The following is a 19,576-nucleotide window of genomic DNA, read 5'->3' on the forward strand; positions in this document are numbered from 1 at the left end:
TTATGCCCCGAACGGGCGCAGCAGCGCCCTTGAAATGATGTGGCGCTGGATCTCGGACGTGCCTTCCCAGATGCGTTCGACGCGCGCGTCGCGCCAGATGCGCTCCAGCGGCAGATCGTCCATCAGCCCCATGCCGCCATGGATCTGGATCGCTTCATCGGCGACGTACGCGAGCATTTCGGTGGCCTTCAGCTTGGCCATGGCCATGTCCTGGTCGGTGACGGTGCCCTGATCGTACTTCCAGCCGGCTTCGAACACCATCAGGTCGGCGGCCTTCAGTTCGGTCGCCATGTCGGCGAGTTTGAACGACACGCCCTGGAACTTGCCGATCTGCTGGCCGAACTGCTGGCGCTGCGCGGCGTATTCGACGGCATGGCCAAGCGCACGCTCGGCGCGGCCGAGGCAGGTGGCGCCGACCTGCAGCCGGGTGGCGCCTAGCCAGGAATTGGCGACATCGAACCCCTTGTGGACTTCGCCCAACACTTGGGCTCCGGGTAGCCGGCAATCGTCGAATTCGAGGATGGCGTTGGTGTAGCCGCGATGCGAGACGTTGCGGTAGCCGTCGCGCACCGTAAAGCCCTTGGTGCCCTTGTCGACGAAGAAGGCGGTGATCTTCTTGCGTTTTCCGCGCGGCGAATCCTCTTCGCCGGAAGCCATGAACACGATGGCGAAGTCGGCGAGGTCGGCGTGGGAGATAAAATGCTTGGTGCCGTTCAGCACCCAGTCGTCGCCATCCTGCACGGCGGTCGCCTTCATGCCGCGCAAATCGGAGCCGGCGCCCGGCTCGGTCATCGCCAGGCAGTCCCATTTCTCGCCACGGATGCAGGGGAACAGATACTTTTCGCGCTGTTCGGGCGTGCCGGCCAGGAGGATGTTGGAGGGGCGCGCCACGCAGGTCCAGTGCAGCGCGTAATTGGCGCGGCCGAGTTCCTTCTCGTAGAGCAGCCAGGTCACCGTATCGAGGCCCGCTCCGCCGACATCGGCCGGCATGTTGGCGGCATAGAGCCCTGCCTCGATCGCCTTTACCTTGATCTCCTCGATCAGGTCGCGGCGCAGCACGCCGGTGCGCTCGACCTCGCGCTCATGCGGGTAAAGCTCGTTCTCGACGAACGCGCGCGTCGTCTCGACTATGAGCTTCTGTTCCTCCGACAGCCCGAAATCCATGCTCTCAGCCTTTCTTCTTGCCGGTCTTTTTCTTCGGCTTTTCGGCTTTCTTGACCGGTTTCAAGGCTTTGGCCTTCTCGGCCGCCTTGGAGGCCATGGGCTTCTTCGCCGCCAGCTTGGCCAACTGCCTGGTATAGTCCTTATGCAGCGCGCCGGCGCCCCAGCCCTTGCCTTTGTTTTGTTTCGACAGCGCATCCATGATGGCGACCAGATTGTCGTCGCGGATCTTTTCCAGTTCGCGGATCGACAGCCCATGCGCCTGTTCGTCCGACTGCGTGGCGATCAGGTCGACCAGTTCGTCGTTGAACTCAGGCACGTCCATCAGCTTGGTCCATGGCCATTTCAGGCACGGCCCGAACTGCGCCATGAAGTGGCGCATGCCGGCCTCGCCGCCGGCGACGCGATAGACCTGGAACATGCCCATCTGCGCCCAGCGCAGGCCGAAGCCGTAGCGCATGATGTCGTCGAGTTCCTCGACCGTGCAGATGCCGTCCTTGATCAGCCACAGCGCCTCGCGCCATGCCGCTTCGAGCAGGCGGTCACCGACGAAGGCCTCGATCTCCTTGCGGATGACGACAGGCTTCATGCCGATCGAGGCATACATCTCCTTGGCGACCTCGATCGCCTCGGGAAAGGTCTGCTCGCCACCGACGATCTCCACCAGCGGCAGGAGATAGACCGGGTTGAACGGATGGCCGACGACCAGCCGCTCCGGATGCTTCTTCATCGCCACCTGCATGTCGGTCGGCTTGATACCGGAAGTCGAGGAGCCGACAATCGCGTTGGCCGGCGCGTGAGCGTCGATCTCGGCCAGCACGCGGTGTTTCAGGTCGAGCCGCTCCGGCACGCTCTCCTGGATGAAATCGGCATCGGCGACCGCTTCGGCGATGGTCTTGGCGAAGGTCAGCTTGCCCTCTTTCGGCAGGCCGCCGGGCACCATCTGCTTGTAGGCGCGGCGCGCGCCCTTCATCACTTCGCCGACCTTGCGCGACGCCTCGGGATCGGGATCGAAGATCGACACGTCGATGCCGTTGAGCAGCAGGCGCGCCACCCAGCCGGCGCCGATCACACCGCCACCGATGGCGGCTGCCTTGTTGATGATGCTCATGCTGAAGCTCCGGTTCTTGTCGCGGCGGTTGCGGGATCGATGAGGGGCACGCGCTCGCCGGCTCGGATCACCGAGGGATCGTAGGCCTTGCGGGCAAAGACTTCGAGCACGAAGGGCCGGAAGAATTCGATCGACAGCGTGTCATAGTCGGGGTCGAAGCTGGACTGGTCCCAGCGTTCGCAAAACTGGTCGCAATCGTCGAAATAAGCATGGCCGGCAAAGCGGTCGCGGGCGTGGCGGTTGCCGCCGAGATGATGGGCATAATAGAGCCGCTGGAAGTCGCCATGCTTTTCCACCACCCAAGTGCATTGCTCGCGCACGAAAGGTTTCAGGATCGAAGCGGCATATTCGTCGTGATTGTAAGGCGCATAGATGTCGCCGATGTCGTGCAGCAGCGCGCAAGCGATCCAGTCGGTGTCTGCGCCGTCGCGCCACGCACGTGTCGCTGCCTGCAGCGAATGGCCGAGCCGGGTGATCTTGTAGCCGGAAAGACCCGCGTCGAGCTGCACCAGCGCGTCGACCAGCCGCTCGCCGGTCCTGGCCGCATAGTCGATTTCATGCGCGGTCAGGAACTCGTAGTCGTCCCGGTCGCCATCCTTCATCGCGGTGAATTTTACGGTAGTCATGCCGACCCTCCCGACGAATAATCTATGCCGCGATCGGCGCCCGCTTGGTGAGGTTGAGCTTCTGCCGTACCTCTTCCGGTCCAAGGATTCTGGCGCCGAGATTGGTGACGATGCTGGCGGCGCGCTCGACCAGCTGTGCGTTGGTGGCCAGCACGCCCTTGTCTAGCCACAGATTGTCCTCCAGCCCGACGCGGACATTGCCGCCGGCCAGCACCGCCGCCGCGGCATAAGCCATCTGGTTGCGGCCGATGGCGAAGGCCGACCAGTTCCAGGTCGACGGCACATTGTTGACCATGGCCATGAAGGTGTTGAGGTCGTCAGGCGCACCCCACGGCACGCCCATGCAAAGCTGCACCAGCGCATCCGGGTTGAGCACCTTTTCCTCGACCAACTGCTTGGCGAACCACAGATGGCCGGTGTCGAAAGCCTCGATCTCCGGCTTGACGCCGAGCGCCGTCATCATGCCGCCCATGGCGCGCAGCATGCCGGGCGTGTTGGTCATGACATAGTCGGCCTCGGCGAAATTCATGGTGCCGCAGTCGAGCGTGCAGATTTCCGGCAGGCATTGGCGCACATGTTCCATGCGGTTGGTGGCACCGCCCATGTCGGTGCCTTTTTCGTTGAGCGGCAGCGGCGCTTCCGGCGATCCGAACACCATGTCGCCGCCCATGCCGGCGGTCAGGTTCAGGATGACGTCGACTTCTGCCGCGCGGATGCGCTCGGTCACTTCGCGGTAGAGATGCACGTCGCGCCTCGGCCTACCGGTCTCGGGATCGCGCACATGGCAATGCACGATGGCGGCGCCCGCCTTGGCCGCATCGATGGCGGAATCCGCGATCTGCTTGGGCGAGCGCGGCACATGCGGGCTGCGGTCCTGCGACCCGCCGGACCCGGTCACGGCACAGGTAATGAAGACCTCACGGTTCATCGCAAGCGGCATGGAACTCTCCTCCGAAAGAAATAGGCCTCAACAATGCCCGACTTGCCGGAAACTGTTTTGCGTTTTACGAAGCTTCCATGACGAAAAGCGAAAAACCAACGATCTTTCGCGCCGAGCGCTCGCCGCTTAGGGTGACGCTGCTGGTATTTTCCGGTTCGTCGATCATGTGCGTCGCATCCGCCGTCGATCCACTGCGCGCGGCCAACCGCATCTCCGGCGAGACCCTGTTCGATTTCAAGCTGGTCTCGGTGACCGGCGAGGCTCCAGTCACCACTTGCGGCCTGCCGGTGGCGGTCGGCGGCCGCTTCGATGCGGGCGAGTCGACCGACGTTCTTGTCGTCGTCGCCGGCTTCGGCACCCAGAACTATGCAACCTCGGCTCTGTTGTCCGGCCTGCGCCGGGCCGCACGGACAGCACGCGCTTGCGGCGGTGTCGAAGCCGGCACCTGGCTGGTGGCGCGCGCCGGCCTGCTGGAAGGACGCAGCGCCACCACCCACTGGGAAGACATGGAGGATTTTTCCTCGGCCTTTCCCGGCGTCGACGTGCGTCCGGACCGTTATGTCATCGACGGGCCGGTGTTCACCTCGGGCGGCGCGTCGCCGACCTTCGACCTGATGCTGCATCTCATCCGCACGAGGCTCGGCATGGCCGTCGCGCTCGATGTCGCCAGCGTCTTCATCTACGACCAGGCGCGCGCCGCCACCGACGCACAGCCGCTGGTCTCGCTCGGCCGGCTCGATGGCTACGATCCGCGGCTGGCGCAAGCGATCCGGCTGATGGAAGCGCATGTCGACCAGCCGCTGACCATTGAAGCGGTGGCCAAGCGCGCCGGCGTGACGGCACGGACGCTGGAGAGCATCTTTCGCAAATCGATCGGCGAGACACCGGGCGCCTATTATCTCAGGCTGCGCCTGGGCGCCGCGCGCCGGCTGGTGGTCGATACAAGGATCGCCATGGCCGATATTGCCGGGCGGACCGGATTCTCATCCGCCGCGGCGTTTTCAAGAGCGTTTTCAAGGGCTTTCGGCGAAGCGCCAGTCAGGCTGCGCCGGGGCTGACTATGATAGAATCAGGCAGCGTTCTGACGGTCGCTGCCGCCGTCGATCTGCGAGCGCATTTGCTTGGCAAGATGGGTCTCGAAACGGCTGGCCACAGCGCGATCCCATTCGTTCGAGCGGCGCGTGCCGTCCTTCGGATGCGGCATTGCCATCAGCCGGTCGATGATCGATCCAGCCTCGCCAGGTGAGAGCAGGGCGTCGATTTCACGTTCGTTCTGCATATCGGTTCGCCTCCTTCTTCCTCTCCCGCCACGAGCCACTCTTATACGAGATTCGTGACGGCAGTTTGAAGGCAAGAGCGAGGTCATTGAAGGGCGTCGAAGGGCAAAACCATGTCGCTGGACCGGGCCATGCGCAAAGCTGTTCCTGCGCCCAGGCAGGTCAGGTCAAGGAGAAATCTATTGTTGGATTGCGCAATTCCCAAGGCAAAGCGCTGTACGCTTTTCCCGGGGAAACCGTTACCCACTTTTCCTGGAATTGCTCAAAGCCGCTTTTCGAACAGCACCGTGGTGAAGCCACTGTCCCATTCGTCATCGGGATAGCGGCTTTTCTCGATATAGCCGACCGCTTTGTAGAGTGCTTGTGCGGGCAGGTTGAACGTGTCGGTCTCCAGCCGCGCCTGCGCCAATCCGGCCGCACTGACCGCCTGTTCGGCATGGGAAAGCAGCTTGCGGCCGACACCTTGGCCTTGACGGGATGCCATCACGTGCAGGGCCTCGATGAAATCCGCGCGCCAATGGATCAAGCCGGCGACCTCGCCATCGATCTCGGCAACGGCGAATTCAGGCCAGCTCTGGTCGACATAGCGCCCGCCAATATCCGTCTCGACATAGCGTTGCGCGGCTGCTTCGGTGATGTTCGGCAGCCAGGTGCCTTCGAAGGTTTCCTGCAGCACCTGCTTCAGCGCCGGAATATCGCTCGCCTGCGCAGGGCGCACGATGATTCGATCCTCTGCCATTTCCTTCTCCTGCCAATGCATGTCGCCCAAAGTGCACAGCGGTTTGGGACGACGACATGCCGCCGCACGGGCCCTCTTTCGGTGACACGTGTAGCGTCCTGGTCCCACGCAGGCTGCCGAAGATCTGTGCGATCCTCGGCAGCTTGTCGCGAACTGGGCTGACTAGCAGATGGCGATGGCGGCGGCTTTCAGCCAGTGGCGCCGGATGTCGGTCCAAAGATGAAGCGGCGCTCGCCCTACACGTAGCGGTTGACGATGTTTTCCAGCAGTTCCTGGCGGCCGGACCTCGGCTGCGGCTCGATCTTCTTCTTGACGACACGCTCGGCGATATCCTCAAGCGTGCGCTTGCCGGCAAGCATCGCCTTGCCCTCGGCCGTGTTCCAGCCGGCATAGCGTTCGGCCAGCGGCGCCGACAGTGCCTTGTCCTCGACCATGCGCGCCGCGGCTTTCAGGCCGCGAGCGCAAGAGTCCATGCCGCCGATATGGCCGATCAGCAGGTCCTGCGGATCGAGCGACTGGCGGCGCAGCTTGGCGTCGAAATTGGTGCCGCCGGTCTTGAAGCCGCCAGCCTGCAGGACTTGGTAGTAGGCCAGTGCCATTTCCGGCACGTTGTTGGGGAACTGGTCGGTGTCCCAGCCCGACTGGTAGTCGTTGCGATTCATATCGATCGAACCGAAAATGCCGAGCGCATTGGCCAGAGCCAGTTCGTGCTCGAAGGAATGGCCGGCCAGGATGGCGTGGCCCTGCTCGATATTGACCTTGACCTCCTTCTCCAGCCCGAAGCGCTTGAGGAAGCCGTAGACCGTGGCGACATCGTAATCGTACTGATGCTTGGTCGGCTCCTGCGGCTTCGGCTCGATCAGGATCGTGCCCTTGAAGCCGATCTTGTGCTTGTAGTCGACGACCATGCTGAGGAACCGGCCGGCCTGTTCCTGCTCGCGCGCAAGGTCGGTGTTGAGCAGGGTCTCATAGCCTTCGCGCCCGCCCCACAGCACGTAGTTTTCGCCCTTCAGCCGCTTGGTGACGTCGATACAGCTTTTTACCGTCGCCGCCGCGTAGGCAAAGACATCCGGATCGGGATTGGTGGCCGCGCCCGACATGAAGCGGCGGTTGGAGAACAGATTGGCGGTGCCCCAAAGCAGCTTGACGCCGGTCTGCTTCATCTTGCCCGCGAAGTAGTCGGCGATCTCATCGAGGCGCGCCGCACTCTCGGAAAAATCCTTGCCTTCCGGCCGTACATCGGCGTCGTGGAAGCAGAAGTAGGGCGCGCCGAGCAACGAGAACATCTCGAAGGCGACGTCTGCTTTCAGTTTTGCCAGCTCCATCGTGTCGACGCCGCCGGCCTTGGGAAACCACGGCCGGTCGAAAGTCTGGCCGCCGAACGGATCGCCACCCGGCCAGGCAAAGGAGTGCCAGTAGGCAACGGCGAAGCGCAGATGATCTTCCAGCCGCTTGCCGGCGACGACCTCATCGGGATTGTAGAACCTATAGGCCAGCGGATTGGTCGAATCCGGCCCTTCATATTTGATCTTCTGGATGTCGCCGAAAAATCCACTGCTCATGATTTCTGTCCTCTCACAAAGTTCTGACGCCATTACCTCAGGCGTAATTGGTTTCACGCCGGCGCTGGTTGAAAAGGGTCATGTCAAAGCCACCAAACGAAGGAGACAGACCATGACCGACCTCACCAAGATCGCTGAAAACTACATCACCGCCTGGAACGAAAGCGATGCCGGCCGCCGGGCCGAATTGCTCAAGGCGACCTTCACGGAAGACGTCAGCTACCGCGATCCGCTCATGCAGGGTGATGGCCATGAAGGCGTCGCGGCTCTGATCGGCGGCGTGCAGCAGCGCTTTGCCGGTTTCCGGTTCTCGCTGAAGGGTACGCCGGACGGTTTTGCCGACAAGATCCGCTTCTCGTGGAATCTCGGACCTGAGGGAACGCCTTCGGTGATCGAAGGTACCGACATCGGAATCATCGAGAACGGCCGCCTCAAGAGCGTCACCGGTTTTCTCGACAAGGTGCCGGCGCAGTGAGCCGGACAGCCGCGGCGTGGGCGAAAGACCGCTCACGCCGTGGCGACCCTGATTGCCGGATAAAGCGCCCGGTAGCGCTGATAGGCATCGGCATAGGCGCCGCCGAGCGCCGCATCCGGTTCGATAGTTGCGTCCGTCCTCGGGGCCGTACAGATTTCGAGCGGATCGGCACCCGTCGCCGCGATCAGGCCGAGCCGCGCGGCACCAAAGGCGGCGCCGAAGTCGCCGTCGGCAGGAATGTCGACAGGCAGTTGAAGCGCGGTGGCAATCGCCTTCAACCAGTAGCGTGAGCGCGAACCGCCGCCGATCGCCGTCACCCGCGTCAAGGCTGTGCCGGCCGTGGCCAGCGCTTCGAGGCTGTCGCGGAAGGCAAAGGCTATACCCTCCAGCACGGCCTGGGTCAGCACGGCACGGCTCGATTGATGCGCCAGCCCGGTGAACGCGCCGCGAATGGCGGAATCATTGTAGGGCGTGCGCTCACCCGAGAGGTATGGCAGGAAGGACACGCCGCTCGGCGCCTTCAATGTGTCGCCGAGCTCAGTGGTCAACTCGCCGGCGCTCTTCCCGGTGATTTCCGACAGCCAGTTGAGCGAATCGGTTGCCGACAGGATGACCCCCATCTGGTGCCAGGTGTTCGGAAGCGCGTGGCAGAAGGTGTGAACCGCGCTAGCCGGGTTGGGCAGGTAGGAAGCGTTGGCGGCAAACAGCACACCCGACGTGCCGAGCGAAACAAAAGCGTGGCCGGCGCCAACCGTGCCCATGCCGCAGGCCGAGGCCGCGTTGTCGCCGGCGCCACCGGCGATCGGAATGCCGGCCTGGACGCCCCACTTCGATGCCAATTCGCTGCGCAATGCGCCTGCCTTCTGCGTACCCTCGACCAGCGACGGCATCTGCTTTTCATCGAGCGATGTCGCCGCGAGCAAATCCGCACTCCAGCGCCGCTTGCCGACATCGAGCCAGGATGTGCCGGCAGAATCCGACATTTCCGAAATGTGCTCGCCCGAAAGCCAGAGCCGCAGGAAATCCTTGGGCAGCAGCACTTTTGCGACCTTGGCGAAGACAGCGGGCTCGTTGTTCTTCACCCAGGCCAGTTTCGGCGCGGTGAACCCGGGAAAGACGATGTTGCCGGTCAGGGCGCGGAAACGCGGATCGGCATCGAGGACGGCGGCCTCGGCATGGCTGCGCGTGTCGTTCCACAGGATGCAGGGGCGCAGCACCTTGTCGGCGGCGTCAAGCAGCGTGGCGCCATGCATCTGGCCAGACAGGCCAATGCCCTTGACTGCCGCGAGTTCATGCGGATGGGAGGATTTGAGCTCGGCGATTGCGTCTTCGCAGGCCCGGATCCAGTGCTCGGGATTCTGTTCCGACCAGCCGGGGTGCGGCCGTGAAACATCAAGCGAACCATGGCCGGAACCGATGACGGTTTGCCCGGCATCGATCAGCAGCGCCTTGACGCCCGACGTCCCGAGATCGAGGCCCAGATACATGTCTTCCTCCCACGCCAGTTAATTTTTTCGGGTCTCGAAAAAATCTGGCTTGGCCAGTTTCTAAAACAAGATCCGCTTCGGGTCAATTCTCCGACAAATCGGCGGCGCGTCGCACAAACAGCGCTGACAGCGGACTGTCGGGCCGCGCCATCGAACGCTCCGCCGTGAGCGCCCTGGCCAGCGCACCCTCACCGGCGCGCAAGGCCGCCTCGATCAGCGTCAAGTCGATGACGTCGCGCTGGGCGTGGCTGCCACCGAAACGATGTGCGATCGCCCGGATCGGCCGGATCAGGCGCGCGGTCTCGGCGTAGCTGCCCTCACCGAATGCCTTGATGGCGAGCGTCAGCGGATGGCCGACATCCCGCGTGAAAGCCGCATTGTCGTCGCTGCCACGCATGGCCTCGCGCTGAGCCTCGAGCAAGGCGAGGGCCGGCGCATCTAATCCGGCACCGACGAAGGCCATCATCGCGTGGGCGTCGTTGAAGGCATAAAGGCCCGCTCCCGCCTTGCCCCAGTTGGCGGCGAGCGCCGCCCAGCGGTCGCCGACATCGACGCCGCCGAGGTGGAGCCGCCACAGGACTGCCGAGGCATCGACCATGTTGAGCGCCATCGTCGATTGCACGCTGTAGATAGGGCCGTCATAGAGGGCCAGCACCGCGTCGGTCTCGCCGAGATCATAGTGGAACAGCGCCAGGTGCCACCAATTGTGGACCTGCAGGAAGCTCTCCCGTGTCCACGCTTCCGGATTGGCGCGCATCCAGGCAATGCCATCCCTTTGCCGGCTTTGCATCTCCATGACATGGGCGACGGCGTGCTGCGCCCAGCCGTCGCGGGGCTCGATGTCGACTGCCTCGCGGCCAAGCTGCTCGGCCCTGACATAGTCACCCATTTCCTCCAGCCCGAAAGCCTGCATGCCGAGCATGGCGTGGTAGCCGGGCATGCCGCTTTGCCACGAAGGCAGGGCACGAGCGATGCGGTCGCGCAGCATGCGGGCATTGCCGGTGAAGAAATCGATCTGGTGGCCGACCTGCAGCGCCAGCCCGTCGCGCGGGGTCTCGATGGTGATGTCCTCGAGAACGCGGCTGGCCTCATGCCAGCGCCCGCTGGCGAGATGGCCAAGGGCCGAGACATGCGCCCGCTCGCGCGTGGTCGCGGCAAGCGGCAGTGCGGCCTCATGGCAAGCCTTGGCCACGGCCGTCGCCTCCCGCTCGGTGGCGAGGCCGAACAGATATCCCTTGAAGACATGGGCCATGACGAAGCCGGGATCTTCCGCGATGGCGCGGTCGACGGAAGCTACGGGATCGCCGATGAAGCACTGCAGTTCACGCACTGCCTGGCTGTAAGGCGTGAATCCCGCCTCCGTCGCGCCCGAAAGTGCCAGGCCGAATGCGTCCCTGATTGCCATGCGATGTCCTTTATCGACCCGTGACAGGCCCTTGATCCTTCGGCCCAAACCGATCCTAAAGCATAGGCCACGGACACGCCAACCGTGCGCTACGCCAGAGCTTTCAGTAGTCTTTGCAGTTTAGCAACCATGCGGGGCAGATTAGGCTTTGTAAAACTGAATGAATTGTGTCTTCATTGCGGCGGCTGGCGGGGGCTGGAAATCGCGAATCGAGAGGGGACGCGATGCGGCATGTGAAGAACTCGCTTCCGAACAGTCGTTCGGCGGATGCGCAGGTGACAATTGCTTCGCAATGGCGAAAGCCGCATCCGTTACATCCGTGGCTTATTAGCATCCTCTCAACTACAGCTTTTGCGTTGCTGCCCAACTCCGCCGCGTTTGCCGCATGCGTGCTGGCTCCATCCGCCGGAAACACCGTCTACACCTGTGACAGCGGCGACTCAGGCGGCAGCCTCACCGATCTCGACGGTGACAACACGCTGAATTTTCCCGCCGGCGGCACCGGGCAGATATCAGGCAATGTGACCTTTGGCGTCGGCACGGACCGCATCGACATGCAGTCAGGCACCATAACCGGCACCGTCGATCAGGGTGGCGGCACGGATTTCTTCAAAATTGGCGCGGGCACCGTCACCGGCAATGTCCAGCAGGGCGCCGGCATCGACGACTTCAACATGAGCGGCGGCCAGATCGGCTCGCTCAACCAGGGCGACGGCCTCGACACCTTCGCCATGACCGGCGGACGCATCGTCGATTTCTTCGACGATGGCGACCACGCCGTGATGACCGGTGGCCGCATCGGCCGGGTCAACATGAAGCTCGATCAGAACTATTTCAACATGTCAGGCGGCACCATCGACCGCAACCTCGTCACCGGCTTCGACAAGGACACGATCATCCTTTCGGGCGGCACCATCGGCGGCAACATCAGCGTCAGCGGCGGCAATGACAGCGTCACGGTCACCGGCGGCACGGTCGGTGGCGATATACTGATGAGCTTTGGCGCCGACAATTTCGTCTGGAACGGTGGCGGCATCATCTATGGTTCGGTCGATCTCGGCGGCGATAACGACACCGCCAGGCTCAGCAACCTCACCAACGCCAATCTCGGTGCCACGGATGCCATATCAGGTGGTGCCGGCACCGATGCGCTGACCCTGGACAACGTCAAACTGGATGGCGTCAGCCGGCTCCAGAACTGGGAAAGCATCGACGCCACCAATGACACCCAGCTGACGATGGACAGCAATCTGGTGCTCGGCGACAGCGGCACCGGCACGGGTTCGCTCAGTGTCGATGCCGCAAGCACGCTCTACGGCGGCGGCTTCAATGCGGCGATCCAGGCGTTTACGGCAGGCCAGCTGGCGCAGGTCACCAATGCCGGGCGCATCGACCTGACCAATGGCAGCACCGGCGCCACCGACAGCCTGACGATTTCGGGCAATTATGTCGGCCTGGGTGGCCTGCTGCTTATCCAGACCGAGCTCGGTGACGATTCCTCCGCATCCGACAAGTTGGTCCTGTCGAGCGGAACGGCTTCCGGTTCGACCGGCATCTCCGTGGTCAATCTCGGCGGCGCGGGGGCTGCGACCACGCAGGACGGCATCATGGTCATCCAGGCAATCAACGGCGCTACCTCGGGCGCCACGACATTCGCGCTCGACGCCCCGGTCGCTGCCGGTGCCTTTGAATATTATCTGTTCAAGGGCGGCGTCAGCGCCGGCAGCGAGGAGAACTGGTACCTGCGCTCGACGCTGAACACGCCGGCCCCGCCGGCCGCAGCCCCGCCGGCGCTGGAACCTGCTCCGCCGCCGGCACCTGAGCCGCCGGCGGCCGAACCGCCGCCGCCGCCGCCCATCGACCCTGCGCCGCCGCCTCCGCCGGAATCCACCCCCGGCGATCCCGATCCGGTTGATCCGGCGCCGCCGGTCGTGCCGACCGATCCGCCGCCCGCGACACCACCGGCACCACCACCGGCACCAGTGGCGGATCCGCCCCCGCCACCGCCGGTGGTGCCAACTGAGGTGCCCGACCTGCCGACACCGGCGGCGGGCGAGGAAATCCTGCTCTATCGCATCGAGGTTCCGGTCTATTCGGCCTTGCCGCCGGTCGCCGAACATCTGGCGATGACGACGCTCGGCACCTTCCACGAACGGCGCGGCGAGCAGAGCCTGTTGTCGAACACCGAGCTGTCGCCGGTCTGGGGCCGCATCTTCGGTCAGGACAGCAAGATGGCCTATTCAGGAACGGTATCGCCGTCCTTTGACGGCACCCTGTTCGGCCTCCAGGCGGGCTTCGATCTGTTCGGCCGCGAAACCGCGTCGGGCCAGACCGATCGCGCCGGCCTGTTCGTCGCCTATGCCAGCATGAATGGCGACGTGCGCGGCCAGGCGCTGGGCAGGGACAATCTGTCCGTCGGCAGCATGGATATCAACGGCACCAGTATCGGCGGCTACTGGACCCGGATCGGTCAGGGTGGCTGGTACCTGGACGGCGTCCTCATGGCCACCTTCTTCGGCGGCAACGCAACATCGTCGCGCGACATTGGCATCGACGTCGGCGGGACCGGCGTCACCGCTTCGCTGGAAGGCGGCTATCCCATCGCGCTGGCGCAAGGCTGGACGCTTGAACCGCAGGCGCAACTGGTCTGGCAGCAATTGTCGCTCGACGATGCGTCGGACCGCTTTGCTTCGGTTTCCTTCGATACGGACGGCAGCGTGACCGGCCGGCTCGGCGCACGGCTGCAAGGCGAAACAGCGATCAATGGCATGGCGCTGCAGCCGTATCTCAAGGCCAACATCTGGCACGATTTCGGCGGCACCAGCCATGTCAATTTCGACACCACCGACATCTCGACCGAGGGCAGATCGACCTCGTTCGAGTTCGGCGGCGGCGTGATTGCCAAGGTGACGGACAAGGTCAGCATCTTCGCCACCGGCGACTACACCACCAATCTCGGTGGCGACAAGCGTCGGATCCTCGAAGGCAATCTGGGCTTCAGCGTCAAATGGTAAGGCCGGTCATGATCCCGAAAACCAGTTTCGGGATCATGATCAAAAAGACAGCTTAATTGCTGGAACGCATCGCCACCGTGGCGATGCCGGCGCCGACCAGCAGCGTACCGCCGGTGCGGTTGAAGATGCGGATCGCCTTGGGATTGCGCACCACGTTGCGTGCGCGTGCCGCGATCAGCGCATAGCCGAAGGCATTGGCGAAGGCGAGCGCCAGGAAGGTCGTCTCGAAGATCAGCATCTGCGTCCAGAAATCGGCGTGCCGGTCGAGGAACTGCGGCAGGAAAGCAACGAAGAACGTGATGCTTTTCGGGTTGAGCGCGGTGACGAGCCAGGCGTGCGCCATCATCTTGGCCGAGGAGACCGCGTCGGTGCGCGGTTCGGCCTTCAACGCGCCGCCGGCGCGAAACAGTTTCACGCCAAGATAGATCAGATAACCGGCGCCGATCAGCTTCAGGATGGTGAAGACGGTCGCCGAGGCCGCCAGCAGCGCACCGATACCCAGCATCGACAACGTCATCGCAGTGAAATCCCCCAACGCCACGCCGACGGCCATCGGCAGAGCGGTACGCCAGCCCTGGCCCAGCGCATAGGACACGACCAGCAGGATGGTCGGTCCCGGAATGATGAGAAGGATCGTCGATGCGGCAGCGAAGGCGGCCCAGTTTTCGAAGGACATGCTCGTCTCCTTTGAGCTTAAAGAAGAGGATAAATCCTTAGGCCCGGGAGAATGTAAAGAGGCGATTTCCCTAACTGCGCCAGCGGCAGATCGGTGTCAGTTCGCGCCGCTCAGTGTGCTCACGATATCGGCCAGGCTGACATTGGCACCGAGAACGGTAGCCGCCGCGACAATGGCAGCGGCAAAAAGCTTGATGTCGGTTTTTAAGGTCTTGCACATGGAGGCCCCTCGCTGATGGCTCGAGGAGTAGGAGACGCCGGCACCGGGAATATGACTCGACCGAGGTCTTTTTGTGCAGCAGCCTTCGTTCAAGTTCAGGCAAGAAGGTCGAACATCGCCAAGGCCATGCGCAAATGCAGGCTGTGCAAGGTCTTCACGCTTTATCAACCATGAATGAGGAAAATGCCTGCTATCCGGCCGGACCGTGCTTCCCGCCGACAGCGTAGGGTCTGGGTATATGCGTGAGTTGCCGCAAGGTCTGACGCCGCCGCGAAATGGCGACGCAATCGAAACCGATCATCATCTTTCCCGCCGCGCCATCCTGTCCGGGGCAGGGGCGCTTGCGCTGCTGAGCGCCGCCGGTTGCTCGACCTCGGGCGGCGGACTGCCGGCGCTCGAGCTCGACGACGTCACCACGGGTTCCGTGCGGCCGATCCGGCCAAGCATCAGCGTCGACAAGAACGTCACCAGCCCCGGGGTCATGTATGCCGGGCTGACCGACGGCGGCTTCAACGTGCCGGAAGTGCCATATCTGAAGGTCAAGCCGGAATTCCGCCGCCAGATCGTCGTCGACACGACAGGCGAGGCGCCCGGCACCATCGTCGTCCATCTCAAGGAGCGCATGCTCTATCTCGTCCAGCCGGGTGGCGATGCCATCCGTTATGGCGTCGGCATCGGCAAGGACGGTTTCCGCTGGTCCGGCCGCGCCAATATCCAGTACGGCCGGGAATGGCCGACCTGGACGCCGCCGCCGGAGATGATCGCCCGCAAGCCTGAACTGGTGAAATGGCAGGCCGGACAGCCCGGCGGCCTCACCAATCCGCTCGGCGCGCGTGCCCTCTACATCTACCAGGACGGCAAGGACACCGGCTATCGCATCCACGGCTCGCCCGAATGGTGGAGTATCGGGCAAGCGATGTCGTCGGGCTGCGTGCGCCTGATCAACCAGGACATCATCGACCTCTACAGCCGCGTCTCCAAGAAAAATCCGGTCGTCGTCGTCTGACGCTTATGGGGCGTGTTGGCGCCGCTCGAAACTCCCGTTGCGCGATGCGGCAAGACAGGCCAAGGTGCCTTGAAAACCATCGCGCCGGGAGAAATCAAGCATGGCTGGAACGTTTGTCATCGCGCAGGGCGGCGGCCCAACCGCCGTCATCAACCAGACGGTTGTCGGGGCGACGCTGGAGATCCGCAAGCGGCATCCCGGTGCCAAGGTGCTGGGCTCGATCCATGGCGTGCGCGGCATCCGTGACGGCAATTATGTCGACCTTTCCGCCATTCCGGAAGACCGCCTGCGGCTGATTGCTGGCACGCCGAGCGCCGCCCTCGGCTCGACGCGCGACAAGCCCGACGCCGCCTATTGCGATGTCATCCTCGACGGCCTGAAAAAGGCCGGCGCCGACGCCTTCATCTATATCGGCGGCAACGACACGTCGGGTACCCAGCAGATCCTGACCGACGCCGCCGGCGGCTCAATTGCCTTTGTTCATGCGCCAAAAACCATCGACAATGATCTCGAGGAAAACGACCACACGCCGGGCTTCATTTCGGCGGCCGAGTTCGTCGCCGGCGCCTTCCTGTCCGTCGATCTCGATTTTCGCGCGCTGCCCGGCATCTATGTCGGCATCGTCATGGGCCGGCATGCGGGCTTCCTGACCGCGGCTGCCGCTGCCTGGCAGCTCGACCCCGACAGCGGCCCTCATCTCGTCTACGTGCCCGAGCGGCCGTTCTCGGCCGCTGGCTTCATCGACGACGTGCGTGCCACGCTCGATCGCCACAAGCGCTGCATCGTCGCCGTTTCGGAAGGCGTCAGCACCGCCGACGGCAAGGCATTGGTCGAAAGCCTGGTGCCGCCGGACAAGCTTGAGCGCGACGCGCATGGCAACGTCAAGCTGTCGGGCAGCGATCTGCCGGCCGCACTCGAGCGCGCGTTGGCGGAAGGCCTGCCGGGCAAACGTGCCCGCGTCGACGCGCTCGGCTACATGCCGCGCGGCTATATCGGCGCCATCAGCGCGGTCGACGCGCAGGAGGCTTTCGATGCCGGCGCTTTCGCCGTCACCGTCGCCGAACAGGGCGGCGGCTCGGTGGCGCTGCAATATGACGGCACCAGAACGGTGCTGAAGAAAGTGCCGCTCAAGAACGTCGCCGGCAAGACCCGCCACATGCCTGACGATTTCATGAAGCCCGACGTCAATCAGCTGTCGGATGCCGGCATGGCCTATCTCAAGCGGCTGGTGCCGGAAAAGTACAAGGTCGGGAAGCCCTTCGTCTGATGCCGGGCTCACACCTGATGCCCGGCTCACTTCGTATGCCGGACTCACACTTGATGCCGGACTGGTTCAGCAGGAGCGTGGTCGACGGCAAGACGACGATGCTGACCGAGCCCTTCGTGCATGCCTATGTTCGGGCCAATATCTGGCATCTGCGCGGTCGCGATGCCGACCTGCTCGTCGACACCGGTATGGGCATCTGTCCGCTGGCGCCGCAGATCGAGACGCCGCAGGGCAAGCCGTTGCTGGTCGTTGCCACCCACATCCATCTCGACCACGTCGGCTCGCTGCATGAATTCCCGTTGCGGGCCGGGCCAAGAATGAGCGCGGCTCGGTTCGAGACCATGGATGAGGCCGCGACCTACGCCTACATGTTCCACGACCTCGAGGGTGCCGTCTCGAAACTGCCGGCGCCCGGATGGAAGTCGGCCGACTACAGGATCCCGCCCGCGCCGTTGACGCGAACCCTGGACGAGGGCGATGTCGTCGATCTTGGCGACCGGCAATTTCGCGTGCTGCATTTGCCGGGCCATTCACTGGATTCGATCGCGCTGTTCGACGAGGCCGACGGACTGTTCTTCAGCGGCGATGCCATCTACGACGCCATGCTGATAGACGACCTGCCGGATTCCGACCGGGCCGCCTATATCAGTACGATGCGGCGCCTGCTCGACCTGCCGATCCGTATCGGTCATGGAGGACACGGACCGAGCTTCGACGGCAAGCGCATGCGCGAGATTGCTACGGCCTATCTCGGACGAACCGCCGGTGGCTGAGGCTCCAGCGAGGCAGCAAGGCGCGACCCGACGACTTTGCGACCCTGCCGCCGTGCGGATATTAAATCTTCGTAAGGTCGCCCGAAAACCCTAAATCGGGCCAATCTGCGCCCTAGATGCAAGGCCGTCGATCCGGTTGGCTGCCATGTAGGCGAGACGGGCAATTGCAACCTCGACACGCCGATGACCGATTTCCCGCATGGGAGGCCACGGCGCTGGATCAACTCTCGCCCGGACAACGACCATGTCAGATATCCTTCGTAGGCATCGCGTCGCGGCCTTGCTGGGCGCTGCGCTGATCATATCCCCCTTCGTCATGTCTTTCGCCCAAAGCGCGGGCAACACCGTTCCGACCACCCAGACACCTGTTGCCGGCATCACTGCGCCCAATGGCTCGTTCGCACCCATCGTTGCCGCCGACAAGCCGGCGGTGGTGACGGTCACCACCGTCATGAAGGCACAGCCTGAAACGATGAGCGATGCCTCTCCTTTCGACGGCGGCTCGCCTTTCGACGACTATTTCCGCCAGTTCTTCGGTGACCAGGGCATGCCGACGCCCAAGACGCCGCCGCAACAGCAACCGCAGCGCGCCGAGGCGCTGGGTTCCGGCTTCATCGTCGCCTCCGACGGCACCATCGTCACCAACAATCACGTCATCGATGGGGCCTCTTCGATCAAGGTGACGCTCGACGACGGCACCGAACTTCCGGCCAAGCTTGTCGGGCGCGATGCCAAGAACGATCTCGCCGTGCTGAAGATCAAGTCGGACAAACCCCTGCCGACCGTCAAATGGGGCGATTCCGACAAGCTTATGCCAGGCGACCAGGTGCTGGCCTTCGGCAACCCGTTCGGCATCGGCACCACCGTCACGGCAGGCATCGTCTCGGCGCGCGGCCGTGACCTGCATAGCGGGCCGTTCGACGATTTCATCCAGATCGACGCGCCGATCAACCACGGCAATTCCGGCGGCCCGCTGGTGGATGTCGCGGGCAATGTCGTCGGCATCAACACGGCGATCTATTCGCCCAATGGCGGCAGCGTCGGCGTCGGCTTTGCCATTCCGTCGGACCAGGCCCAGAAGGTGGTGGCCAAGCTGATGAAGGGCGGCTCCATCCAGTACGGCTATCTCGGCGTTCAGATCCAGGAGGTGACACCGGATGTCGCGAGCGCCATCGGGCTCGACCATCCCGGCGGCGCGCTGGTTTCAGAGGTCAATGACGGCTCGCCGGCGGCCAAGTCCGGCATCGAGACGGGTGACGTCATCACCAGCTTTGCCGGGCAGGACGTAAAGGACCCCAAGGACCTGTCGCGGGCGGTCGCCGATGTCGCGCCGGGCGCCACGGAAACGGTCGATGTCTGGCGCAAAGGCAAGCCAATGCGGATTTCCGTCGATGTCGGCCAGAACAGCGCCGATGCGAAGACCGCGTCGCTGGATGACGGGTCCGACACGCCCAGTGCCGGGCGCGCTCCGGCGATAGGGCTCGGCTTGATGGATATAACGCCCGACATTCGCCAGCAGATGAACCTAGCCGGCAAGCAGCACGGCGCGGTGGTTGCCAGCGTCAATCCCGACAAAGCTGCCGCCGCTTCCGGAATACAGGCCGGCGACATCATCGTTGCCGTCAATCAGGTGCCGGTTAAGAACGCCAGGCAGGTAACCCAGGCAATCGCGCAAGCCGGCAAGTCTGGCCGCAAGTCGGTGCTGTTGCTGGTCGAGCGTGGCGACGCTCAGATCTACATCGCGGTGCCTTTTGCCAATGGCTGAGAAATGACGTTGACGTGAACGGGACCGGCAGGGTTCGTCGGCGACGATCCCTCCGGCCTCCGCCCGTCAAGAT

The 19,576-nt window shown here is 63.7% G+C and carries 18 protein-coding genes; 7 read left to right on the top strand and 11 right to left on the bottom strand.

Annotated elements, in window-relative coordinates:
- The 4 genes from A4R29_RS01375 to bcoG are packed head-to-tail and all read right to left on the bottom strand — an operon-like array spanning position 1 to position 3,838.
- Positions 1–1,164, bottom strand: coding sequence for an acyl-CoA dehydrogenase family protein (locus A4R29_RS01375; protein WP_013528296.1), 1,164 nt, complete (start codon positions 1,162–1,164; stop codon positions 1–3).
- A 4-nt stretch (positions 1,165–1,168) separates the two neighbouring features.
- Positions 1,169–2,272, bottom strand: a complete 1,104-nt coding sequence (locus A4R29_RS01380; protein ID WP_024501970.1) for a carnitine 3-dehydrogenase — start codon at positions 2,270–2,272, stop codon at positions 1,169–1,171.
- The gene (locus A4R29_RS01385) at positions 2,269–2,898 is read right to left on the bottom strand and encodes an HD domain-containing protein (RefSeq protein ID WP_063171010.1); all 630 of its coding nucleotides are present in this window, start codon (positions 2,896–2,898) and stop codon (positions 2,269–2,271) included. The genes A4R29_RS01380 and A4R29_RS01385 overlap by 4 nt, the downstream gene beginning before the upstream one ends.
- A 22-nt stretch (positions 2,899–2,920) precedes the next feature.
- Complete coding sequence (gene bcoG, locus A4R29_RS01390) at positions 2,921–3,838, bottom strand: 3-dehydrocarnitine:acetyl-CoA trimethylamine transferase BcoG (protein WP_013528293.1); 918 nt, start codon at positions 3,836–3,838, stop codon at positions 2,921–2,923.
- 77 nt (positions 3,839–3,915) lie between these two features.
- Between bcoG and A4R29_RS01395 the strand changes: the two genes are divergently transcribed.
- Positions 3,916–4,896, top strand: a complete 981-nt coding sequence (locus A4R29_RS01395; RefSeq protein WP_024501969.1) for a GlxA family transcriptional regulator — start codon at positions 3,916–3,918, stop codon at positions 4,894–4,896.
- Positions 4,897–4,907: 11 nt separating this feature from the next.
- Here the strand turns inward: A4R29_RS01395 and A4R29_RS01400 are convergent, their stop codons facing one another.
- The 3 genes from A4R29_RS01400 to xylA all read right to left on the bottom strand — a co-directional run bounded on the left by A4R29_RS01400 (position 4,908) and on the right by xylA (position 7,416).
- Positions 4,908–5,117, bottom strand: a complete 210-nt coding sequence (locus A4R29_RS01400; RefSeq protein WP_013528291.1) for a hypothetical protein — start codon at positions 5,115–5,117, stop codon at positions 4,908–4,910.
- Between the two features lie 260 nt (positions 5,118–5,377).
- On the bottom strand, positions 5,378–5,854 hold the full coding sequence (locus tag A4R29_RS01405; RefSeq protein ID WP_013528290.1) for a GNAT family N-acetyltransferase: 477 nt from the start codon (positions 5,852–5,854) through the stop codon (positions 5,378–5,380).
- Positions 5,855–6,090: 236 nt separating this feature from the next.
- Positions 6,091–7,416, bottom strand: coding sequence for a xylose isomerase (gene xylA / locus A4R29_RS01410; protein ID WP_027161006.1), 1,326 nt, complete (start codon positions 7,414–7,416; stop codon positions 6,091–6,093).
- A 112-nt stretch (positions 7,417–7,528) separates the two neighbouring features.
- On the opposite strand from xylA, the gene A4R29_RS01415 reads away from it, so the two are divergent.
- Complete coding sequence (locus A4R29_RS01415; protein ID WP_063171011.1) at positions 7,529–7,891, top strand: nuclear transport factor 2 family protein; 363 nt, start codon at positions 7,529–7,531, stop codon at positions 7,889–7,891.
- Positions 7,892–7,923: 32 nt separating this feature from the next.
- Here the strand turns inward: A4R29_RS01415 and xylB are convergent, their stop codons facing one another.
- Together xylB and A4R29_RS01425 are read right to left on the bottom strand one after the other, a co-directional pair.
- Positions 7,924–9,378 carry a xylulokinase gene (gene xylB, locus A4R29_RS01420; RefSeq protein ID WP_063171012.1) on the bottom strand — a complete coding sequence of 485 codons (1,455 nt, stop codon included), beginning with the start codon at positions 9,376–9,378 and terminating at the stop codon, positions 7,924–7,926.
- Positions 9,379–9,460: 82 nt separating this feature from the next.
- Positions 9,461–10,783, bottom strand: a complete 1,323-nt coding sequence (locus tag A4R29_RS01425) for a tetratricopeptide repeat protein (RefSeq protein WP_063171013.1) — start codon at positions 10,781–10,783, stop codon at positions 9,461–9,463.
- A gap of 224 nt (positions 10,784–11,007) precedes the next feature.
- On the opposite strand from A4R29_RS01425, the gene A4R29_RS01430 reads away from it, so the two are divergent.
- Positions 11,008–13,797 carry an autotransporter family protein gene (locus A4R29_RS01430; RefSeq protein ID WP_082827274.1) on the top strand — a complete coding sequence of 930 codons (2,790 nt, stop codon included), beginning with the start codon at positions 11,008–11,010 and terminating at the stop codon, positions 13,795–13,797.
- A gap of 52 nt (positions 13,798–13,849) precedes the next feature.
- Here A4R29_RS01430 and A4R29_RS01435 read toward each other — a convergent pair whose 3' ends face one another.
- Both A4R29_RS01435 and A4R29_RS35305 read right to left on the bottom strand, forming a co-directional pair.
- Positions 13,850–14,473, bottom strand: a complete 624-nt coding sequence (locus A4R29_RS01435) for a LysE family translocator (protein ID WP_023761181.1) — start codon at positions 14,471–14,473, stop codon at positions 13,850–13,852.
- Between the two features lie 96 nt (positions 14,474–14,569).
- On the bottom strand, positions 14,570–14,692 hold the full coding sequence (locus A4R29_RS35305) for a hypothetical protein (protein WP_013528283.1): 123 nt from the start codon (positions 14,690–14,692) through the stop codon (positions 14,570–14,572).
- Between the two features lie 238 nt (positions 14,693–14,930).
- On the opposite strand from A4R29_RS35305, the gene A4R29_RS01440 reads away from it, so the two are divergent.
- The 4 genes from A4R29_RS01440 to A4R29_RS01455 all read left to right on the top strand — a co-directional run bounded on the left by A4R29_RS01440 (position 14,931) and on the right by A4R29_RS01455 (position 19,503).
- Positions 14,931–15,698 (top strand): L,D-transpeptidase, encoded by a 768-nt coding sequence (locus tag A4R29_RS01440; RefSeq protein WP_024501964.1) that lies wholly within the window; start codon positions 14,931–14,933, stop codon positions 15,696–15,698.
- 100 nt (positions 15,699–15,798) lie between these two features.
- Positions 15,799–16,965, top strand: a complete 1,167-nt coding sequence (locus A4R29_RS01445; RefSeq protein ID WP_063171014.1) for a diphosphate--fructose-6-phosphate 1-phosphotransferase — start codon at positions 15,799–15,801, stop codon at positions 16,963–16,965.
- Positions 16,966–17,018: 53 nt separating this feature from the next.
- Entirely contained in the window at positions 17,019–17,738 is a 720-nt protein-coding gene (locus A4R29_RS01450) for an MBL fold metallo-hydrolase (protein ID WP_063171015.1), read from the top strand.
- Positions 17,739–17,982: 244 nt separating this feature from the next.
- Positions 17,983–19,503 carry a DegQ family serine endoprotease gene (locus tag A4R29_RS01455; RefSeq protein WP_063171016.1) on the top strand — a complete coding sequence of 507 codons (1,521 nt, stop codon included), beginning with the start codon at positions 17,983–17,985 and terminating at the stop codon, positions 19,501–19,503.
- Positions 19,504–19,576 lie beyond the last annotated feature (73 nt).

This window comes from Mesorhizobium ciceri biovar biserrulae, from assembly GCF_001618845.1.
Lineage (GTDB): Bacteria > Pseudomonadota > Alphaproteobacteria > Rhizobiales > Rhizobiaceae > Mesorhizobium > Mesorhizobium ciceri.